The sequence below is a fragment of the Bacillus sp. P4_D3 genome, assembly GCF_056401855.1.
This window is the reverse complement of record NZ_JBFUIN010000041.1, coordinates 1-21,212: the sequence shown is the minus strand read 5'-3', so window position 1 is coordinate 21,212 and position 21,212 is coordinate 1. Positions and strand designations below refer to the sequence as shown.

The 21,212-nt window shown below is 33.7% G+C and carries 14 protein-coding genes and 1 tRNA gene; all 15 read left to right on the top strand.

The annotated features are described in order from the left end of the window. The first annotated feature begins 2 nt into the window (after nt 1–2). Nucleotides 3–701 carry a YebC/PmpR family DNA-binding transcriptional regulator gene (locus tag AC1DTM_RS08765; RefSeq protein WP_477000167.1) on the top strand — a complete coding sequence of 233 codons (699 nt, stop codon included), beginning with the start codon at nt 3–5 and terminating at the stop codon, nt 699–701. Nucleotides 702–833: 132 nt separating this feature from the next. Next, on the top strand, nt 834–1,295 hold the full coding sequence (locus AC1DTM_RS08760; protein WP_002201842.1) for an NUDIX hydrolase: 462 nt from the start codon (nt 834–836) through the stop codon (nt 1,293–1,295). A 531-nt stretch (nt 1,296–1,826) separates the two neighbouring features. Then, nucleotides 1,827–2,603, top strand: a complete 777-nt coding sequence (locus AC1DTM_RS08755) for a transglycosylase domain-containing protein (protein ID WP_002113878.1) — start codon at nt 1,827–1,829, stop codon at nt 2,601–2,603. A 187-nt stretch (nt 2,604–2,790) separates the two neighbouring features. Further along, complete coding sequence (locus AC1DTM_RS08750; RefSeq protein WP_002113880.1) at nt 2,791–3,444, top strand: DsbA family protein; 654 nt, start codon at nt 2,791–2,793, stop codon at nt 3,442–3,444. Between the two features lie 114 nt (nt 3,445–3,558). Continuing rightward, a tRNA-Gly gene (locus tag AC1DTM_RS08745) sits at nt 3,559–3,632 on the top strand. 201 nt (nt 3,633–3,833) lie between these two features. Then, entirely contained in the window at nt 3,834–4,976 is a 1,143-nt protein-coding gene (gene queG / locus AC1DTM_RS08740; protein WP_002159370.1) for a tRNA epoxyqueuosine(34) reductase QueG, read from the top strand. 44 nt (nt 4,977–5,020) lie between these two features. Then, on the top strand, nt 5,021–5,908 hold the full coding sequence (locus AC1DTM_RS08735; RefSeq protein ID WP_016103475.1) for an amidase domain-containing protein: 888 nt from the start codon (nt 5,021–5,023) through the stop codon (nt 5,906–5,908). A 58-nt stretch (nt 5,909–5,966) separates the two neighbouring features. After that, the gene (trmL, locus tag AC1DTM_RS08730) at nt 5,967–6,455 is read left to right on the top strand and encodes a tRNA (uridine(34)/cytosine(34)/5-carboxymethylaminomethyluridine(34)-2'-O)-methyltransferase TrmL (RefSeq protein ID WP_477000166.1); all 489 of its coding nucleotides are present in this window, start codon (nt 5,967–5,969) and stop codon (nt 6,453–6,455) included. A 124-nt stretch (nt 6,456–6,579) separates the two neighbouring features. After that, nucleotides 6,580–8,649: a sensor domain-containing protein gene (locus AC1DTM_RS08725; protein WP_088098684.1), complete on the top strand. Its 2,070-nt coding sequence runs from the start codon at nt 6,580–6,582 to the stop codon at nt 8,647–8,649. 403 nt (nt 8,650–9,052) lie between these two features. Further along, complete coding sequence (locus AC1DTM_RS08720) at nt 9,053–10,948, top strand: PrkA family serine protein kinase (RefSeq protein ID WP_477000165.1); 1,896 nt, start codon at nt 9,053–9,055, stop codon at nt 10,946–10,948. 448 nt (nt 10,949–11,396) lie between these two features. Then, complete coding sequence (gene yhbH, locus AC1DTM_RS08715) at nt 11,397–12,572, top strand: sporulation protein YhbH (protein ID WP_002113900.1); 1,176 nt, start codon at nt 11,397–11,399, stop codon at nt 12,570–12,572. Nucleotides 12,573–12,732: 160 nt separating this feature from the next. Continuing rightward, complete coding sequence (locus AC1DTM_RS08710) at nt 12,733–15,525, top strand: leucine-rich repeat domain-containing protein (protein WP_477000164.1); 2,793 nt, start codon at nt 12,733–12,735, stop codon at nt 15,523–15,525. 299 nt (nt 15,526–15,824) lie between these two features. After that, complete coding sequence (colA, locus tag AC1DTM_RS08705) at nt 15,825–18,722, top strand: collagenase ColA (RefSeq protein ID WP_477000163.1); 2,898 nt, start codon at nt 15,825–15,827, stop codon at nt 18,720–18,722. Nucleotides 18,723–18,968: 246 nt separating this feature from the next. After that, nucleotides 18,969–19,517 (top strand): NfeD family protein, encoded by a 549-nt coding sequence (locus tag AC1DTM_RS08700; RefSeq protein ID WP_016103480.1) that lies wholly within the window; start codon nt 18,969–18,971, stop codon nt 19,515–19,517. Nucleotides 19,518–19,529: 12 nt separating this feature from the next. Continuing rightward, complete coding sequence (locus AC1DTM_RS08695; protein ID WP_016103481.1) at nt 19,530–21,104, top strand: flotillin family protein; 1,575 nt, start codon at nt 19,530–19,532, stop codon at nt 21,102–21,104. Nucleotides 21,105–21,212: the final 108 nt, after the last annotated feature.

Sequence of the window (21,212 nt, the reverse complement as noted above, 5' to 3'; positions counted from 1 at the left end):
ATATTAAAGAAAAAAAAGCATCAAAAGATGCAAATACAAGCCGTATATACGCGAAATTTGGACGTGAAATTTATGTGGCAGCAAAACAAGGCGAGCCAGATCCAGAATCAAACCAAACGTTAAGAGTTGTATTAGAACGTGCGAAAACATACAACGTGCCAAGAACAATTATTGACCGTGCGATTGAAAAGGCAAAAGGCGGTTCAGAAGAAAACTATGACGAGCTTCGTTATGAAGGCTTTGGACCAAACGGATCTATGGTAATTGTAGATACACTGACAAATAACGTAAACCGTACTGCAGCAGATGTACGAGCTGCATTTAGCAAAAACAGTGGTAACATGGGTGTAAACGGTTCTGTGGCTTACATGTTTGATGCGACAGCTGTTATCGGTCTTGAAGGTAAAACATCAGATGAAGTTCTTGAAATTTTAATGGAAGCAGATGTAGATGCACGTGACATTCTAGAAGAAGAAGATTCTGTTATCGTTTATGCTGAACCTGATCAGTTCCATTCAGTACAATCTGCACTTAAAGGTGCTGGTGTTGAAGAATTTACAGTTGCAGAATTAACAATGCTTGCACAAAGTGATGTAGAACTTCCTGAAGATGCTCAAGTACAATTTGAAAAAATGGTTGATGCATTAGAAGATTTAGAAGATGTACAACAAGTTTACCACAACGTAGACTTAGGAGAATAATAAGACAGGAGACCCTTTCGTTTAGCGAATAGGGTCTCTTTTTTATGGGTTTTTTAAAGGTGTTTTTATTGTCGGGAGGGAATATGGTTATATGATATATATGAAATAATCGTATTTCTAGGAGGTATTTCTGTGGAGCATAAAACACCAAAGCATATTGTTGCTGTAGCAGGTTACTTAACAAATGAAAAGAATGAGGTGCTTTTAACGAAAGTGCACTGGCGAGCTGATACGTGGGAAATGCCTGGAGGACAGGTAGAAGAAGGGGAAGCGCTCGATCAAGCTGTTTGCAGAGAAATAATGGAGGAAACAGGTTTAACTGTGAAGCCTATCGGAGTTACAGGGATTTATTATAATGCTTCTATGCATATTGTAGCTGTTGTTTTTAAAGTAGCATATGTTAGTGGTGAAATAAAAATTCAACCTGAAGAAATACAAGATGCTAAATTTGTTGCTTTAAACGAAGAGAACATTGATGAGTATATAACGCGTCCTCATATGAAATCAAGGACACTTGATGCGATGAAAGCAATGCATTTCATTCCATACGAAACATGGGAAGTTCAGCCATATAATCTTATAGGAAGATTGTAAAGTTTTGGTTAGTTATTTGAGGACATCTCAAATTGCTAACTTTTTCTTTATGTATACTGTTTCAGAAAAAGGTCACAATAATAAAGTGTAGGCTAATAATTAGTGGAGGAAGCAGGGCTACTACCTAATTTTCTAGCTTTAGCCAAGTTTTGAGGGAGAAGTCTTACTGCCCACAAATAGCGAGATAATCCGAAAGCTACTATTGATTTACGGAACGTTTGTTCTGTATAATAGTGATATATCATATATAATTAGATTGCTAGATGTTTAAAAGTATAAATGTATAAACTGATATAATAAAAGAATAAAGTGAAATGAAGGAGAGTCCTACTTCCTATAAATAGTATGATAAATAAATGTATATTCAACATTTCATATGAATAGTAGATAAAAAAGGACTGTGATACAATACATTTTTACACCTTACAATGTTGTAAGGTAGGTGTAAGAGAAATCGATGGGATATTCTTTTACAACAAGGTATTCTTAAATTAAGAGTTATATATGCTGTGTGGAAAAGAGGTGTTCGAGATGAAAGAACGAGTATTATCTAGAGTGAATTATCATCAAAAAGTTGCATTAAATCCATTAACTAAATTTCTTTATAAAGCCATTATATTATTATTATTGTTAAGTTTTGCATTATTATTCGTTGGAAATGTAATGATTGAGCGAAGTGATATTAGTAAATTACATGTACCCGCTAAGTTAGAGGTGCCAGAATCATTAACACACGCATTTATTGCGACGGAAGATAAAAGGTTTTATCATCATAACGGTTTAGACTATATAGCAATTATTCGAGCTTCTATTGAAAATATAAAAGCTGGTGGTGTTGTGCAAGGAGGAAGCACAATTACACAGCAGCTATCTAAAAATGCTTTTTTATCTAATGAACGTACATTTTCTCGTAAGTGGAAAGAAATTTTTTATACGAAAAAAATTGAACGTACATTCACAAAGGATGAGATTTTAAAATTATATGTGAGTAATATTTACTACGGAGAAGGAGCATGGGGAATTGAAAAAGCAGCAAACCTTTACTTCGGTAAAAAGGTGGATCAATTAACATTGGCAGAGAGTGCAATGATGGCTGCTGTAGTAAAAGCACCAGCTTATTACTCACCTGCACAAAATTATGATAAAGCAGTTGAGAGACGGAATGTAGTTTTAAGGCTAATGGAGAAAGAAGGGTATATAAATCATGATGAATATGTGCAAGCAGTTAGTGAGAAATTAGTAATTCGTCATGATATAAAAACAGAGCAATCCATGTTAAAAAATGCCCGTGAAAAAGCAGTAAGTTAAGGGAAGTTCCTATATAGGAACTTCTTTTTTTGAATAAATTGTGACAAATCGTGACACAATATCGTCACAAATGTTGTATTTTTGTAATTTATGTGAGCGTGTTCATTGCGTGACCTATGTAAGTATTGATATTATGTGTATTGTGTACAATGCTGTATACAGAATATGAATTTAAAGAGGAATGTATATGAAATCATCGAACAAACTCATGGTTCTTGGTGTAGTTTTTTCTATCGCAGTATTGATTGTAATCGGGACGATTGTGTATAGCATCATAAATGACAAGAAAGATAAAGGGAATGAGATGTTTGCTTATTCTACGCAACAATCTTTAGGGAAAGATGATGCTCCAGTTAAGGTAGTTGAATTTGGAGACTTTAAATGTCCTGCTTGTCGTACTTGGGATGTAACGGTATTACCACGATTAAAAGAAGAGTATATTGATAAAGGTAAAGTGCAGTTATATTTTATTAACTTCCCGTTTATCGGAAAAGACTCTGATTTAGGTGCAGCTGCCGGTGAAGCAATTTATAAACAAGATCAAGATTCATTCTGGATTTTCTATGATGAGATTTATCAAAATCAAAAGAAAGATACGGAAGAATGGATTACAGAAGAATTACTTCTTAATATTGTGAAAGAAAAGCTTCCGAAAATTAATGTAGAACAGTTTAAAAAAGATTTACACAGTAAAGAAATGAAAGACAAAGTACGTAAAGATTCAGATCGTGCTCAAAAATTAAAAGTTCAAGGTGCTCCTTCAGTATATATAAATGGGAATCTTGCAAACCCTGATTTCGATAGTATGAAGAAGGCGATTGATAAAGAATTGAAAAAGTGATGAGGTATCTCATCACTTTTTCGACTTTTTTCGATAAATTTCTTGCTTCGATTTTTTTTACATGCTATACTACTTTACATAAGTTATTTCAATATCTTATATTTATTCATATTTGCGGGTGTAGTTTAGTGGTAAAACAAGAGCCTTCCAAGCTCTGGTCGAGAGTTCGATTCTCTTCACCCGCTCCAAATTTTATTTAATGTTTTTCTGATAAATTGTGATCAACGCAGTGTTTCGTTTCTAAGATAAACGAAGCATTGCGTTTTTTTAATGTTTGAAAATCATAATTATATGCGAAAATAGAAGTAAAGAATATTATTCCAAAAGTGAATTGCTAACCAATATAGTCGTTACATAAGGGATGGATTCATCGGAGGAGGCGATAAAGAATGGATTTTGAACAATTAAAGCAAGATGTAATTGCGTATAGTAAAACGATTGGTATAGATAAAATAGGTTTTGCCAGTGCTTCACCATTTGAGGAGTTAAAGCAGCGTCTAATCCAGCAGCAACAATTGAATTATCAGTCTGGATTCGAAGAACCTGATATAGAGAAGAGAACGAATCCACAGCTATTGTTACCTGGTGCGAAATCAATTATTGCGATTGCTTTAGCGTACCCTTCAAAATTAAAAAATGCACCATTAAGTAAGCGTGGAGAACGTCGCGGGATTTTTTGTCGTGCTTCTTGGGGCCAAGATTATCACCTTGTTTTACGAGATCGTTTGCAAAAGTTAGAGGCGTATTTAATCGAAAAGCTTCCGGATATAGAAGTGAAGTCAATGGTTGATACAGGGGAGCTAAGTGATCGAGCTGTTTCAGAGCGTGCCGGTATTGGATGGAGTGGTAAGAACTGCGCTATTATTACGCCGGAATTTGGTTCGTATGTATACTTAGGAGAAATGATTACGAATGTTCCGTTCCCTCCTGATCGGCCAATAGAAGATCAATGTGGAAGTTGTACGAAATGTATTGATATTTGTCCTACAGGTGCTTTAGTACAAGGCGGCCAGTTGGACTCGAAGAAATGTATTGCATTTTTAACACAGACAAAAGGATTTCTGCCTGAAGAATATCGCGATAAAATAGGAAATCGTATATATGGATGTGATACGTGTCAGACTGTTTGTCCGAAAAATAAAGGAATGGATTTTCATAACCATCCTGAAATGGAGCCTGATCCTGAATTAGTTAAACCATTATTAACACCACTTTTAACAATTAGTAATCGTGATTTCAAGGGAAAATATGGGGTTATGTCTGGTTCATGGAGAGGTAAAAAGCCATTGCAACGAAATGCTATTTTAGCACTTGCACATTTTAAAGAAACAGCAGCAATTCCTGATTTAATCGGTGTTATGAAAGATGATCCAAGACCAGTACTTCGGGGAACAGCAGCATGGGCACTTGGGAAAATTGGTGGAGATGGAGTAGGAGAAGACATTGAGAAAGCGATGGAACGTGAGAAAGATGAAGAGGTTCTTCATGAAATGAATCGTGGACTTGAATTGTTAGCACAGAAAAAAGAGTAGATAATATCTCCCTTTTTCATATTGTAATATGGGAGGGAGACGAAATGGTTATAAAAGCGAATATTGAAAAGCAAGTGCAACAGTTTTTAGCATATATAACAGAGAAACGAACAGATGTAGATGGTATTGCAATAGATTTGTTACAAATGGTACAGAGAAAGAAACAATTGTTTCAAAAGCGTAGTGCAAATATAGTKAAAGCAACTGCAGATATTTCTTTCATTAGACAATTAAATAGTAATGAGCATCAAGAAATTGATTATCAAATACACTTGAAATATTTAATTAAGCATAAAGAATTATTTTATATCGAAGAGGAACAATTAAAACGACGAGTTTGTTTGAAAAATAGTCGTATAATAGATGATTATGCTCTTGAAGTGTCAGAAGAAATAGAAATAGGTGAAACGTTAGAACGGGAAGTCACGAAAGAAAAATATGGTTCATATCAATATAATCGTTTAGAGGCAGTGAAGTATGCAGAGCGTTGGTGGGATGATCGCAATCCTGCATACCGTAATTTTCCTGATAATTGTACAAATTTCATTTCACAATGTCTGCACACTGGAGAAGTGCCAATGAATGGACATCCTAATATTCGTAAAGGGTGGTGGCAAAGGGGAAACCAGTGGAGTTGGAGCTGGGCTGTAGCACACTCTTTTTATTGGTATTTGTCAGGTGCTACAGCTGGTCTTCGAGCAGAAGCAGTAGAAAAGCCAGAAGACCTTATTCTTGGCGATGTAATTGCGTATGATTTTGAGGATGATGGTAGGTGGAATCATACGACAATTGTAGTAGCAAAAGACGCAGATGGTATGCCGCTTGTAAATGCACATTCAGCGAATAGCCGCAGGCGTTATTGGAACTATGAAGACTCTAGTAAATATACACCACAAATGAAATATAAATTCTTTCATATTATTAATGGGTAGAGATTTTTCGTTCAAGTGGTATAATACGTAGTAGACAAAAAATAGAGGTGAATATCGCGTGGGAGTACATGTTGTTTTATATCAACCAGAAATTCCAGCAAATACAGGGAATATTGCACGTACTTGTGCAGCAACTGGAACAGAGTTACATTTGATTAGACCGCTTGGATTTTCAACGGATGACAAAATGTTAAAGCGTGCAGGACTAGATTATTGGCAGCACGTAAAAGTTACGTATTATGATTCAATCGAAGAATTTTATGAGAAAAATAAAGATGGTGAATTCTTCTATTTAACAAAGTATGGCGAGAAAGCTCATACAGCATTTGATTATAGCAAACGTGAGAAGGATTACTATTTCGTATTTGGAAGAGAAACAAATGGATTACCAGCTAATGTAATTGAAGAAAACTTCGATCATTGTTTACGTATTCCAATGACGGATAAAGTACGTTCATTAAATTTATCTAATACAGCAGCAATTTTAATTTATGAAGMGTTCCGTCAACAAAATTATCCAGGATTAGATTTAGAAATCGTTTATTAAAAGTCGCCATTTGGCGACTTTTTTATTTTTTTAAAAAATATGTAATCATACATTTTAAAAAAGGTACATATTCATATAGAATGAGATATATGAATAAAAATAGATAAGACGGGTTGAGATAAATATGAAGGAACAATATAATAATCAAAATACCTTTTTAAGTATGATAGATATGGATTTAGTAAGACAGGGACTGTTACATGCTATTCAAGATTTAGTGTTTATTGTGAAAGTTATTGACGATGAAACTTTTAAATATATTTATGTGAATAAAATAGGAATGGATCACGCCAGGCTAGGGAAAGAATGTTATGGAAAAACTTTTGCAGAAGTATTACCAGAAGATACGGCAAGGTTATTGCAAGGACAATATGAAAAAGTAATGAGAGAAGCGAGAGCAAATACGTTTTGTGATGTAATTAGTTTGCCAACTGGTGATATACATTATGAATCTTCACTTAATCCAGTATGCGATGTAAATGGAACATGTCAGTTTATTATTTGTATTACTAGAGATATTACAGCACAGGTTAAGAAAAAAGCGGAAATAGAAGAAAAACAAATGTTATTTAAGTCATTACTAGAATATAATAATGATTCCATTGTATCTGTAGATTCTATTGGAAGAATTACATATGCAAATCCAGCAACTTATGAAATTTTTGGGTATCGATATGAAGAGTTAAAGGACCAATTTATTTTTCAGTTTATAAATAAAGAATATGAAAAAACTGTTCAAACTATATTTAAGAATGCTTTACAGGGAAAAGCAAAACAAATTGTTGCAAAGAAATATGTTCATAAAGAAGGATATGAACTTTATATTTCTGTGAGGACTATCCCCATTATTGTGAATAGTGAAATCGTCGGGGTGTACATTGTTACGAGGGATGTTACGAGGCAAGTATTAAATGAGATGAAAACAGAGTATTTGGCTTACTTCGATCAGTTAACGGGGTTAATGAATAGAATATCATGTACAAATAAACTAAATGAATTTTTAGATGATAATAAAGAATTTGCATTGGTTTTTATAGATTTGGATGAATTTCACCTTATTAATGATACATTTGGTCATAAAGAAGGGGATCAAGTATTAAAAAAAGTTACTGAATGTCTACGAGAACTAAAAATAGAAGATATGCATTTATTTAGAGAACATGATGATCAATTTGTTATGTTAATAGAAAATATAACGAAAGAATGCGTAGAGGAAGTGGCACAAACAATATTAAAAAGAATTAGTGAGCATTTTGTAATAGAAGAAGAGGATGTTTATTTGAGTGCATCAATTGGGATTGTAATGGCTCCAAAAGATGGAATGGATGAAAAAATGCTTTTCCAAAGAGTCGACACAGCTTTGGAAAAAGCAAAGGAAAAGGGAAAAGGATATTATTATTTTTATTGTAGTGGATTAGATTGTGAACGTGAACAAAGGTTTATAATAGAGAATCAGTTACATCGTGCTATAGAGAAAAATGAATTTTTCCTATATTATCAACCTCAAATTAATATTGAAACGGGAAAGATAGCCAGTATGGAAGCATTAATAAGGTGGGAGAATAAGGAGCTAGGATTTGTCTCGCCAAATCAATTTATCCCACTTGCTGAAAGAACAGGATTTATTATTAAACTTGATGAATGGGTAGTACATCAAGTTTGTGAACAGATACGTGAATGGTTAAATAAAGGGTATGAAGTTGTACCAATTGCAGTTAATATTTCAGCTAGACATTTTCGTTCTATTACACTAATAGAGATGATTACACGTGCTTTAAATAAGTACAACGTCCCCCCTCATTTATTAGCAATAGAAGTTACAGAAGGGGCTCTTATACATAAAGATTTATCGAAAAGAGTGTTAATGCAGTTAAAAGAACAAAATTTAAAGATTCATTTAGATGACTTTGGAACGGGATATTCATCTTTAAGTTATTTAAAAACATATCCGATTGATACGTTAAAAATTGATCGTTCTTTTATGGAAGGTATATATATAGATGAAAGAGATACGAATATTACAGCTGCAATTATTCATTTAGCACATACTCTAGGGTTAAATGTAATTGCAGAAGGAGTAGAAAAAGCGGAACAAATACAATTTTTAAAGGAAAAGAATGTGAAACTCGTACAAGGTTATTTTTATAATCGTCCTTTATCGATATACGATGTGGAAAATATTTATTTTAAATAGTGTATAAAAAACAAGAAAAAAAGTGATGTGCTTTTCAGCACATCACTTTTTATGTGTACCTGGTTTATCGTTATAACCAGATGTGAAAATAGCTGTAAGAAATGTGAGTGATACACCTAAAATTAATAATAACTTCATCCTAATTTCCTCCTTACTTTTTCGGTTTACGAATCCTATTTGTGAATCGAAATGTATGTAAGGTTCCTAGAAGAAAAGAATTTATTTACAATGAATAGCAGCGTAAAAACTTTAATACCTTTATTATACAGAATTTTCTTTGAATTTTGGAGAGAATTTTATAGCGCTATTATATATTTCGTTTTGATTTAAAGAATGTTTAAGGACATCCTAGCATACCTTTTATAATAATCCGATTGAACAAGGAGATGGGGGAGGAGCTATAATGGATATTCTAAAGAAAATTGAACAATATCGGGAAGCAGAAGAACGTTTACAATGGGAAGGTACGTTTGCGGAGTATTTGGAGCTTGTGAAAGAAAGACCATGGGTGGCTCAAACAGCACACTCTCGCATTTACAATATGATAAAAGATGCTGGAATTGAAGAAGTTGATGGTAGAAGAAAATATAACTTCTTTAGTAATCAGCTATTTGGATTAGAGGATGCTTTAGAACGCCTTGTGGAAGAATATTTTCATCCATCTGCAAAACGATTAGATGTTAGAAAACGTATTTTGTTATTAATGGGGCCTGTTAGTGGGGGGAAATCAACATTAGTTACGATGTTGAAACGAGGATTAGAAACATATTCACGAACAGATCGTGGAGCGATTTTTGCATTAAAAGGCTGCCCAATGCATGAAGATCCACTTCATTTAATTCCGCAGCATTTACGGAATGATTTCTTTGATGAGTATGGAGTAAGAATTGAAGGGAATTTATCACCATTAAATGTTATGCGTCTAGAGCAAGAATACGGGTCAAGAATTGAGGATGTAGTTGTAGAGCGTATTTTCTTCTCTGAAGATCGCCGTACAGGAATTGGTACATTTAGTCCTTCTGATCCAAAATCACAAGATATTGCCGATTTAACAGGTAGTCTAGACTTTTCTACAATTGCAGAATACGGTTCGGAATCAGATCCTCGTGCATATCGATTTGATGGAGAATTAAATAAGGCGAACCGTGGAATGATGGAATTCCAAGAGATGCTAAAATGTGATGAGAAATTTTTATGGCATTTATTATCGCTTACACAAGAAGGAAATTTCAAGGCAGGCAGATTTGCGCTTATTTCAGCAGATGAATTAATTGTAGCGCATACAAATGAAACAGAGTATCGTTCCTTCATAGCAAATAAGAAAAATGAAGCATTGCATTCACGAATTATTGTAATGCCGGTTCCATATAATTTACGGGTTAGTGAAGAAGAACATATTTATGAAAAAATGATTCGTGAAAGTGATGTGTCCAATGTTCATATTGCACCGCATACACTTCGCGTTGCAGCAATGTTCACTATTTTAACTCGTTTAAAAGATCCGAAGCGTCCGGATATTGATTCAATTAAAAAGATGCGTTTATATGATGGAGAAACGGTAGAAGGGTATAATGCGATTGATGTAGAAGAATTGCAACGCGAATATCAAGATGAAGGTATGAAGGGGATTGATCCTCGTTATGTCATTAACCGAATTTCTTCTACAATTATTCGAAAAGAGGTACCATCTATTAATGCACTAGATGTACTGAGATCGTTAAAAGACGGATTGGATCAGCACCCGTCAATTAGTAGTGAAGACCGAGAGCGCTATATGAATTTCATCTCATTAGCGAGAAAAGAATACGATGAAATTGCTAAGAAAGAAGTACAAAAAGCGTTTGTTTATTCATACGAAGAATCAGCTAAGACACTTATGGATAATTACTTAGATAACGTCGAAGCGTACTGCAATAAATCAAAATTACGTGATCCTTTAACAGGTGAAGAAATGAGCCCAGATGAAAAACTTATGCGTTCGATTGAAGAGCAAATTGGAATTTCAGAAAATGCTAAAAAGGCATTCCGTKAAGAAATTTTAATTCGCATTTCTGCTTATGCACGTAAAGGGAAGCGCTTTGATTATAATTCACACGAACGTCTTCGTGAAGCGATTCAGAAAAAACTATTTGCTGATTTAAAAGATATAGTGAAAATTACAACATCAACGAAAACACCAGACGAAAATCAGCTTAAGAAAATCAATGATGTTGTTGCACGCTTAATTGATGAGCATGGTTATAATTCTTCATCCGCGAATGAATTGTTACGATATGTAGGTAGTTTGTTAAATCGATAGTTTGATAACAAAACGCTGTCTCTTATTCTTGGGACGGCGTTTTGTTATCTATTGATATTTGTAAAAAATGTCATAGCTTGTCCGAATATAATAAATTAAGATGCGATTTTATGAATTTATTGTCAATTATTTTTACAATATGCATATGATAGAGTAACCAACCATTCATACAAAAAAGCCAACACAATACAATATGTTGCAAAACGAAAATGTGTGCAACAATGCATTGTGTTTCTTTCTTATCAACGGCTGAATGTTTCTTTCTATTATGTGAGTGGCAAAATTTTGTTTAAGATGCTCGGAGTATTGTATGAAAAACGCTATATATGTTTATGGGATGATTTTCGATGAACAGTTATTTTTCAAATATTATAGTTACGCACACTAGAAAACAAAATTATAGATTGCTGTTCATAAGAGAAAACAAATACAGTAAGGGGGGAAAGGCATGGGCGAAGAAAATCAACCAAACTATACAATTTCACAGGAAAACTGGTCCCTCCATCGCAAAGGATATGACGACCAACAACGCCATCAAGAAAAAGTACAAGAGGCAATTAAAAATAATTTACCAGATCTTGTAACGGAAGAAAATATTGTTATGTCTAATGGTAGGGATGTTGTGAAAATACCGATTCGTTCTTTAGATGAATATAAGATTAGATACAATTATGATAAAAATAAACATGTTGGGCAAGGGAACGGTGACAGCAAAGTTGGCGATGTCGTTGCGAGAGATGGATCAGGTGGTCAAAAGCAGAAAGGACCAGGAAAAGGGCAAGGGGCAGGAGATGCAGCTGGAGAAGATTATTATGAAGCAGAAGTCTCAATTTTAGAATTGGAGCAAGCGTTTTTCAAAGAGTTAGAGTTGCCTAATTTAAAGAGAAAAGAACTGGATGAAAACCGGATTGAACACATTGAATTTAATGATATTAGAAAAACAGGATTATGGGGAAATATCGATAAGAAGCGAACGATGATATCTGCATATAAACGAAATGCAATGCGTGGTAAAGCATCTTTCCATCCAATTCACCAAGAAGATTTAAAGTTCCGTACTTGGAATGAAGTGTTAAAGCCAGATTCAAAAGCTGTTGTATTAGCGATGATGGATACGAGTGGATCGATGGGGATATGGGAGAAGTATATGGCACGTAGCTTCTTTTTCTGGATGACAAGATTTTTACGCACAAAGTATGAAACCGTAGACATTGAGTTTATTGCCCATCATACGGAAGCGAAGGTCGTTACAGAAGAAGAATTTTTCTCAAAAGGAGAAAGTGGTGGAACGATCTGTTCTTCCGTATACAAAAAAGCACTTGAGTTAATCGATAATAAATATTCACCAGACCGTTATAATATTTATCCATTCCATTTTTCAGACGGTGATAATTTAACTTCGGATAATGCTAGATGTGTAAAGCTTGTTGAAGAGTTGATGAAGAAGTGTAATATGTTTGGGTATGGGGAAGTGAATCAGTACAACCGCCATAGTACGCTCATGTCAGCCTATAAAAATATTAAAGATGAGAACTTCAGATATTATATTTTAAAACAAAAAGCAGATGTATTTCATGCGATGAAGAGCTTTTTTAAAGAAGAATCAGGAGAGAAAATGGCATAACCCCTTTTGAAGGGGTTTATTTTTTTGTAAACTTTTTATTTTTTTAGTTGACAATGATAATGAAAATCATTATCATTTATTCGAGAATGATTACATTTTGATTTATATATTTCGGAGGAGATGTAAAGTTAAAAAAAATAAAAGAAAACATATAAATGCAATGTTAATAGCGGCGACGTTATCGTTACCGTTTGCTGTATATTCGACACCTGCTTTAGCGGCAGTAGCAATTGAGGCAAATAAAACTGGATATGCTTTAGAAAATGGTACATATGATGCTGTTATTAAAGCGTATAAAGATAAAACAAATGAAGAGTCCATGGCAGCTATTTATATAAAGGATCCGAAATTAACAATCGAGAATGGAAAGAAAATCGTAACGGCAACGTTAAGTGATAGTGATTTCTTTCAATACTTGAAAACAGAGGATATTCATACTCCTGGTGTGTTTCATGATGTGAAAGTAATATCTGAGGATAAAAAGAAAAATGGGACGAAGGTTATTCAATTTGAAGTTGGAGAACTAGGAAAAAGGTATAATATGCAAATGCATATTTATATCCCAACAATGGGATATAACAATAAATATCAAGTACAGTTTGAAGTAAATACTTTAAATTTAGAAAATAATGTTCCAGAAAAGCAAAAGGAAAATAAAGAGGATAAAGTGGAACAACAAGAAAAAGTTGCGAATGTAATAGTTGATAAGAAATTACAACAGCATATTAATAAGTACAATTTAGATAGAAAACATATAAATGAACCTATAACGAAGGAAGATTTATTAAAGATTAAAACATTAACCATATATTCAGGTGAAGGAATAAATGAAATAGCTGGTTTAGAATATATGACAAACTTAGAGAAGTTGACATTAAGAGAGTCTAACGTAACAGACATATCTGTTATCTCAGAATTGAGACATTTGAAATATTTAGATTTATCCTCTAATCCAATTGAAAGCATTCAACCCGTTTCTAAGCTAGAGAATCTTGACATGCTCTTTTTAAGAGATAATAAAATTGCAGATCTTACACCGTTAAGTCAAATGAAAAAGATTAAAATATTAGATTTAATCGGTAATAATATAAAGGATCTTACACCATTATTTACAGTGTTATCGTTAGAAGAAGTATACTTAGCAAATAATCAAATTAGTAATCTTTCGGGTATTGAGAAGTTAAAGAATGTGAAACTACTATGGATAGGAAATAATAAAATTAGTGATGTTGAGCCTATTAGTAAAATGAGTAATCTTATTGAACTAGAAATTGCTGATAGTGAACTAAAAGATATATCACCATTATCTAAATTAGGAAAATTACAAGTACTGAATTTAGAAGAGAATTATATTTCTGATATATCAGCACTTGGCGAGCTAACAGATTTATACGAAGTAAACCTTGCAGCGAATGAGATTTTTGATATAAGGCCTGTTCAAGAACTAGGTAAGCGAATTTGGATTGACATTCAGAGACAAAAAATCTTTTTAGATGAAGCAAGCGTAGATGAAGAAATAACAATTCCAATATATAATCTTAAAGGAGAACCACTTCAAAATATTAATTTGAAAAGTGAGGGTGCTACTCTGAATAACGGATTTATAAAATGGAATAGCCCTGGAGAAAAAATATATGAATTTAAACTAGATATGAATTCTGCTGAAAGTAAAATAAGATTTAATGGGATGGTTGTCCAGAAAATAGTTGAAAAACAAAAAGAAAGTCAAAATGTAATCCTGGATAAACATTTACAACAACATATTAATAAAGAGAATTTAGGTAGAGAGAATTTAAACGCTCCTATAACAAAAGAAGATTTATTACAGATTAAAACATTAGAGATACTTAAAGAAAAAGGAAAAGAGATAAAAGATGTAACAGGTTTAGAGTACATGACGAACTTAGAAAACCTCACTTTAGAAGGAGTAGGCTTGAAAAATATTGAGTTCATCTCAAACTTGAAACAATTGAATAATGTGAATGTATCTCATAATCAAATTGAAGATATAACACCGTTATCTTCATTAAAAAACTTACAGTGGTTAAATCTTGCAGACAATCATATTAAAGATGCGACGGTTATTGGTTCAATGCTAGACTTACTTAGCTTGAATTTAGCTGGGAATGAGATTCGTGATGTAAGACCGTTAATACAATTAGGGCAGTGGTTTTCAATTGATGTCGGGAGACAAAAAATCATTTTAGATGAAGCAAAAGTAAATGAAGAAATTCAAGTCCCTGTATATGACTTAGAAGGAGAAGCTATTGACAATATCAAAATGGCAGGTGAGGGCGGAACGCTTAATAACGGAGTAATAAAATGGAGTACTCCAGGTGAAAAGGTGTATAAATTTGATTTAGATTCTGATGAAATTAGTATAAGTTTTAACGGAACAGTCATCCAAAATATAGCTGAAAAAGAAGAAGTAAAAGAGCCGGTAAAAGAAGTTGAAGAAACAAAAGAAGAAGTAAAAGAGCCGGTAAAAGAAGTTGAAGAAACAAAAGAAGAAGTAAAAGAGCCGGTAAAAGAAGTTGAAGRWACAAAAGAAGAAGTGAAAGAATCAGMAAAAGAAGTTGRAGAAACAAAAGAAGAAGTAAAAGAACCGACAAAAGAAGTTGAAGAAACAAAAGAAGAAGTAAAAGAACCAGMAAAAGAAGTTGRAGAAACAAAAGAAGTTGAAGGTACAAAAGAAGAGGTAAAAGAAGCGACAACTAGATTGGATCAAGAGCCAAAAGGGGATAATCAAGTTGGGCCAATGAAAGTGGTAGGACAAGAGAGTACGAAAGAAAAAGATTCAAATAAACAACATGCTAATAAGCAAGAGGAAAATCAGAAGTCTTTAGCAGCAACTGGTGGTCAAGCTAACACATCGAGTTTACTTTCTGGATTAGCACTTGTTCTTTCAGCATTAAGTATGTTTGTATTTAGAAAGAGATTATTTAAGAAATGAATAACGCTTTATCTTATTATTACAAAGAATATATATATTTTTGAGAAGACCTTATCATAGCAATTTCATGTTGAAATATGCTTATGATAAGGTCTTTTTGAATAGGGGAAGGATATTAATACGAGGATGTTTTGATCACTTAAATAATGGAGAAACTGTAGCGGAAATTGTGAGTACTTTTCGTTCACGATATGTACAAAATGTAGGAAGAAATAATATGAAATATTGCATTTTATATCTCTGTATCTAGATTTTATGTTAAATTCTTGGATGGAATATTTAAATAGGGGGACAAGGATATGAACAAGAAATCAAAGATTAATAAAGTTATGCTTAGTATTAGTACAATGGCTCTATCGTTAGGGGCACTTCAAACTCATGCATCAGCGGAAGAAAAAGTACCGTATAATGTGCTGAAAACGAAACCGGTTGGAATTGAAAAACCAGTAGATGAAGTTGGGCATATTTCGAAAGTTGATGAAACATTATCGTTTCAAGAACGTTTAAAAGTAGGAGACTTTTCACAGCGACCAGCATCTATTATGAAGAGTTCAGAAGTAAAGCAAGTTAAAGAAAGCTATTCAATGGCTGATTTAAATAAAATGAATAATCAAGAATTAGTTGAAACGCTAGGAAGTATTAAATGGAATCAAATTACAGACTTATTCCAGTTCAATGAAGATGCAAAGGCTTTTTATAAAGACAAAGGGAAAATGCAAGCAGTTATAGACGAATTAGCTCATAGAGGCAGTACATTTACAAAAGAGGATTCAAAAGGAATTCAAACGTTTACTGAAGTGTTACGTTCAGCTTTTTATCTTGCATTTTATAATAATGAATTAAGCGCCTTAAATGAAAGAAGCTTCCAGGACAAATGTTTACCTGCTTTAAAAGCAATCGCAAAAAATCCAAACTTTAAGCTTGGAACAAATGAGCAAGATACAGTAGTATCTGCATACGGTAAATTAATTAGTAATGCATCAAGTGATGTTGAAACGGTGCAATACGCATCGAATATTTTAAAACAATATAATGATAATTTTAATGCATATGTAGACGATCGTATGAAAGGACAAGCTGTGTACGATATGATGCAAGGCATTGACTATGATATACAGTCTTACTTAATTGAGGCTCGTAAAGAAGCGAATGAAACGATGTGGTATGGAAAAATAGATGGGTTTATTAATGAAATAAATCGTATTGCTCTTCTAAATGAAGTAACGCCAGAAAATAAATGGCTCGTTAATAATGGAATTTATTTTGCTAGCCGTTTAGGGAAGTTTCATAGCAATCCAAATAAAGGATTAGAGGTTGCTACACAAGCGATGCATATGCATCCACGTTTAAGTGAACCGTATTTTGTTGCGGTAGAACAAATTACAACAAACTATAATGGGAAAGATTATAGCGGGAATACGGTAGATTTAGAGAAGATACGTAAAGAAGGAAAAGAGCAATACTTACCAAAAACGTATACATTTGATGATGGATCTATTGTATTCAAAACGGGAGATAAAGTATCCGAAGAGAAAATTAAGAGATTATATTGGGCAGCAAAGGAAGTAAAGGCTCAATATCATCGTGTAATTGGAAATGATAAAGCTTTAGAACAAGGCAATGCAGACGATGTATTAACGATAGTAATTTATAATACTCCGGATGAATATCAGTTAAATAGACAACTGTACGGATATGAGACGAATAACGGTGGAATTTATATTGAAGAGACAGGTACATTCTTTACATATGAGCGTACGCCAGAGCAAAGTATTTATAGTTTAGAAGAGTTATTCCGTCATGAGTTTACTCATTATCTTCAAGGAAGATATGAAGTACCAGGTTTATTTGGAAGAGGAGATATGTATCAAAATGAAAGATTAACTTGGTTCCAAGAAGGGAATGCAGAATTTTTCGCAGGATCTACTCGTACGAATAACGTTGTACCGAGAAAGAGCATAATTAGTGGGTTATCATCTGATCCTGCAAGCCGTTATACGGCAGAGCGTACACTATTTGCTAAATATGGTTCTTGGGATTTCTATAACTACTCGTTTGCATTGCAGTCGTACTTATATACTCATCAATTTGAAACGTTTGATAAAATTCAAGATTTAATTCGTGCGAATGACGTGAAAAATTATGATACATATCGTGAAACTTTAAGTAAAGATCCGAAGTTAAATAAAGAGTACCAAGCTTATATGCAGCAGTTAATTGATAATCAAGATAAGTATAATGTGCCGGAAGTAGCAGATGATTATTTAACTGAACATGCACCAAAATCGTTAACAGAAGTGAAGAAAGAAATTAGTGAGACGTTGTCTATGAAAGATACAAAAATGACAAAATATGAGTCTCAATTCTTTAATACATTTACATTAGAAGGTACGTTTACAGGTAGTGTAACAAAAGGTGAATCAGAAGACTGGAACGCAATGAGTAAAAGAGTAAATGAAGCTTTAGAACAATTGCCGCAAAAAGAATGGAGCGGCTACAAAACGGTTACAGCATATTTCGTCAATTATCGTGTGAATAGTTCCAATCAATTTAAATATGATGTAGTCTTTCATGGTATCGCAAAAGATGACGGAGAAAATAAAGCTCCGACAGTTAATATAAACGGTCCTTATAATGGGCTTGTAAAAGAAGGAATTCAATTCAAAAGTGATGGCTCAAACGATGAAGATGGAAAAATCGTTTCTTATTCATGGGAGTTTGGAGACGGAGGAACAAGTACAGAAGTTAATCCAGTACATGCATATGAAAGAGAAGGAGCTTATAAAGTAGCGTTAAGAGTAAAAGATGATAAAGGAACAGAGAGTAAAAGCGAAACAACTGTTACGATTAAAGATGGACGTTTAACAGAATCTGAACCAAATAATCGTCCAGAGGAAGCAAATCGTATCGGGCTAAACACTACTATAAAAGGTAGCCTTATCGGCGGGGATCACACCGATGTTTATACATTTAATGTAGCATCAGCGAAAGATATCGATATTTCTGTTTTAAATGAGCATGGAATCGGGATGACATGGGTACTTCACCATGAATCAGATATGCAAAATTATGTAGCTTACGGTCAAGCTAATGGAAATTATATAGAAGCAAAATTTAATGCAAAACCAGGTAAGTACTACTTGTATGTATATAAATATGATAATGGCGATGGAACATACGCATTATCAGTAAAATAAATGCTTTTCCAATGTATGTTTAACTTTACTTTTTGTGGAAAATAATATATTATATAGATATATAATATATCGGTTATTTTCTAGGAGGAGCCTGTCACAATAGGTTTCTCCTGTTCTTTTTTAGAGACCTGTCTTACAGGTTTTTCTTTAAAAATTAAATAACTGAAAATTAGGATTAATAATCTTTGAAAGAGGTGAGGCATACACATAACAAAAAAGGGATTGTTTAAGAAAGGGGGATAAGAAATGGTCTTGTTTGGTTATCCACTTGAAATAATTTATTTATATGGATTTATTATTGCTACTATACTCACTGTTATTTATATTTTCTTTGGAGATATATTTGAATCAATATTTAGTTTTGGGGGCGGATCTGTATCCGTTGTTACTTTACTACTTAGTTTCTTCGCCATGTTATGTGGACTTAGTTATATAGGAGAATATTTATTTTCCTTTAATAGTACTATTATTTTTGCTGGTTCATTTGCTATATCTTTCATCGGTGTTTTCATAATGAAAATATTAATTTTAAAACCAATTGCAGAAGCAGAACAAAACACGGTGCAACGTATGGATGAATTCATTGGTTGCAAGGGAGAAGTCATTACGACAATTCCTACAGAAGGATTTGGTGAAGTATTAATCTCCTCTAAATTTGGAAGTAATGCAATCCCAGCTAAAACAATTGGAAAGAAAGATATTTCACAAGGAACGGAAGTTATTATCGAGGGAGTTCAAGATGGTGTTTTGCTTGTACAAAACATCGCTTATTCTTTAAAAAAACCAAAATTATAAGGGGGAATTTACATGACGATTCCATTAATTATCGGTGGAGTTTTACTCGCAATTTTACTTCTACTCATTTTAGTATTCATTACGAAGTATCGTACAGTTGGTCCAGATGAAGCATTAATTGTAACAGGGAACTGGCTTGGTAGTGGAAAGAATGTTGTTACCACTGATGATGGAAAGAAGATTAAGATTATCCGCGGTGGTGGTACTTTCGTTGTGCCAATTATGCAACGAGCAGAACTTCTTAGCTTATTAAACTACAAATTAGAAGTTGGAACACGTGATACGTATACGAAACAAGGTGTACCGATTACAGTAAACGGTGTTTCTATTATTAAAGTAGGATCGACAATTGAAGAAGTTTCTACAGCAGCTGAACAATATTTAGGAAAAGAAACGGAAGAGTTAAAAGTAGAAGCAAAAGAAGTTTTAGAAGGGCATCTACGTGCTATTTTATCTTCTATGACAGTAGAAGATGCTTATAGTAATAGAGAGCAATTCGCACAAAAGGTGCATGAAGTAGCTTCGACTGATTTGAAGAAGATGGGACTTCGCATCGTTTCCTTTACAATTAAAGAAATAATGGATAAAAACGGTTACTTAGATGCACTTGGTCAGCCGCAAATTGCAATGGTTAAGCGTGATGCAACAGTTGCAAATGCAGAGCGTGAAAAAGAGGCGAGAATTGAAAAAGCTCGTGCTGAGAAAGAAGCAAAAGAAGCAGAATATCAACGTGATGCACAAATCGCTGAAGCTGAAAAACATAAAGAATTAAAAGTACAATCTTATAAGAGAGATCAAGAACAAGCTCGCGCAGATGCAGATCTTTCCTATGAATTACAACAAGCGAAAGCACAACAAGGTGTTACAGAAGAGCAAATGCGAGTTAAAATCATTGAGCGTGAAAAGCAAATTGAGTTAGAAGAAAAAGAGATTGCGCGTCGTGAAAAGCAATACGATGCAGAAGTAAAGAAAAAGGCAGATGCAGATCGCTATGCTGTTGAACAATCAGCTGAAGCGGAAAAAGTAAAACAAATGAAAAAAGCAGATGCGGATCAATATAAAATTGAAGCAGAAGCAAGAGCACGTGCAGAAGAAGTTCGTGTAGAAGGTTTAGCAAAAGCAGAAATTGAAAAAGCACAAGGTCAGGCAAAGGCAGAAGTACAAAAGGCACAAGGTACAGCGGAAGCAGATGTTATTAGGTTAAAAGGTTTAGCAGAAGCAGAAGCGAAACAAAAAATTGCAGAAGCATTTGAATTATATGGGCAAGCCGCGATTATGGATATGGTTCTTAAAATGCTTCCAAGCTATGCGAAAGAAATTGCAAGCCCACTTAGCAATATTGATAAAATTACAGTTGTCGATACAGGCGGCGGTGGAAAGAATAGCGGCGCCGGAAAAGTTGCAGGTTATGCGACTGATTTAATGGCAACGATGCAAGAAACGCTAAAAGCTTCTTCTGGTATTGATTTAAAAGAATTACTAGAAGGATTTGCTGGAAAAGGTGCAGTACAGCAACTATCAAACGATAAACCTGTCGTATCTGTAGTAGAAGATGAGAAAAAAGAAGTAGAGAAAGATAAGGAATAGTAAGGTGAAAAGCCCCTCTAGTAAATAGATACTAGAGGGGCTTTTGTGTGTTTATAGGACTCTCTGCTAACACTARGGCAGAGTAGTGAATAATGATATAAAAGTAAA

Excerpts from the sequence above, each read along its gene's own strand:
- AC1DTM_RS08755 (WP_002113878.1), top strand. The coding sequence starts at position 1,827 with ATGAAAGAACGAGTATTATCTAGAGTGAATTATCATCAAAAAGTTGCA.
- AC1DTM_RS08750 (WP_002113880.1), top strand. The coding sequence starts at position 2,791 with ATGAAATCATCGAACAAACTCATGGTTCTTGGTGTAGTTTTTTCTATC.
- queG (WP_002159370.1), top strand. The coding sequence starts at position 3,834 with ATGGATTTTGAACAATTAAAGCAAGATGTAATTGCGTATAGTAAAACG.
- AC1DTM_RS08725 (WP_088098684.1), top strand. The coding sequence starts at position 6,580 with ATGAAGGAACAATATAATAATCAAAATACCTTTTTAAGTATGATAGAT.
- yhbH (WP_002113900.1), top strand. The coding sequence starts at position 11,397 with ATGGGCGAAGAAAATCAACCAAACTATACAATTTCACAGGAAAACTGG.
- colA (WP_477000163.1), top strand. The coding sequence starts at position 15,825 with ATGAACAAGAAATCAAAGATTAATAAAGTTATGCTTAGTATTAGTACA.
- AC1DTM_RS08700 (WP_016103480.1), top strand. The coding sequence starts at position 18,969 with ATGGTCTTGTTTGGTTATCCACTTGAAATAATTTATTTATATGGATTT.
- AC1DTM_RS08695 (WP_016103481.1), top strand. The coding sequence starts at position 19,530 with ATGACGATTCCATTAATTATCGGTGGAGTTTTACTCGCAATTTTACTT.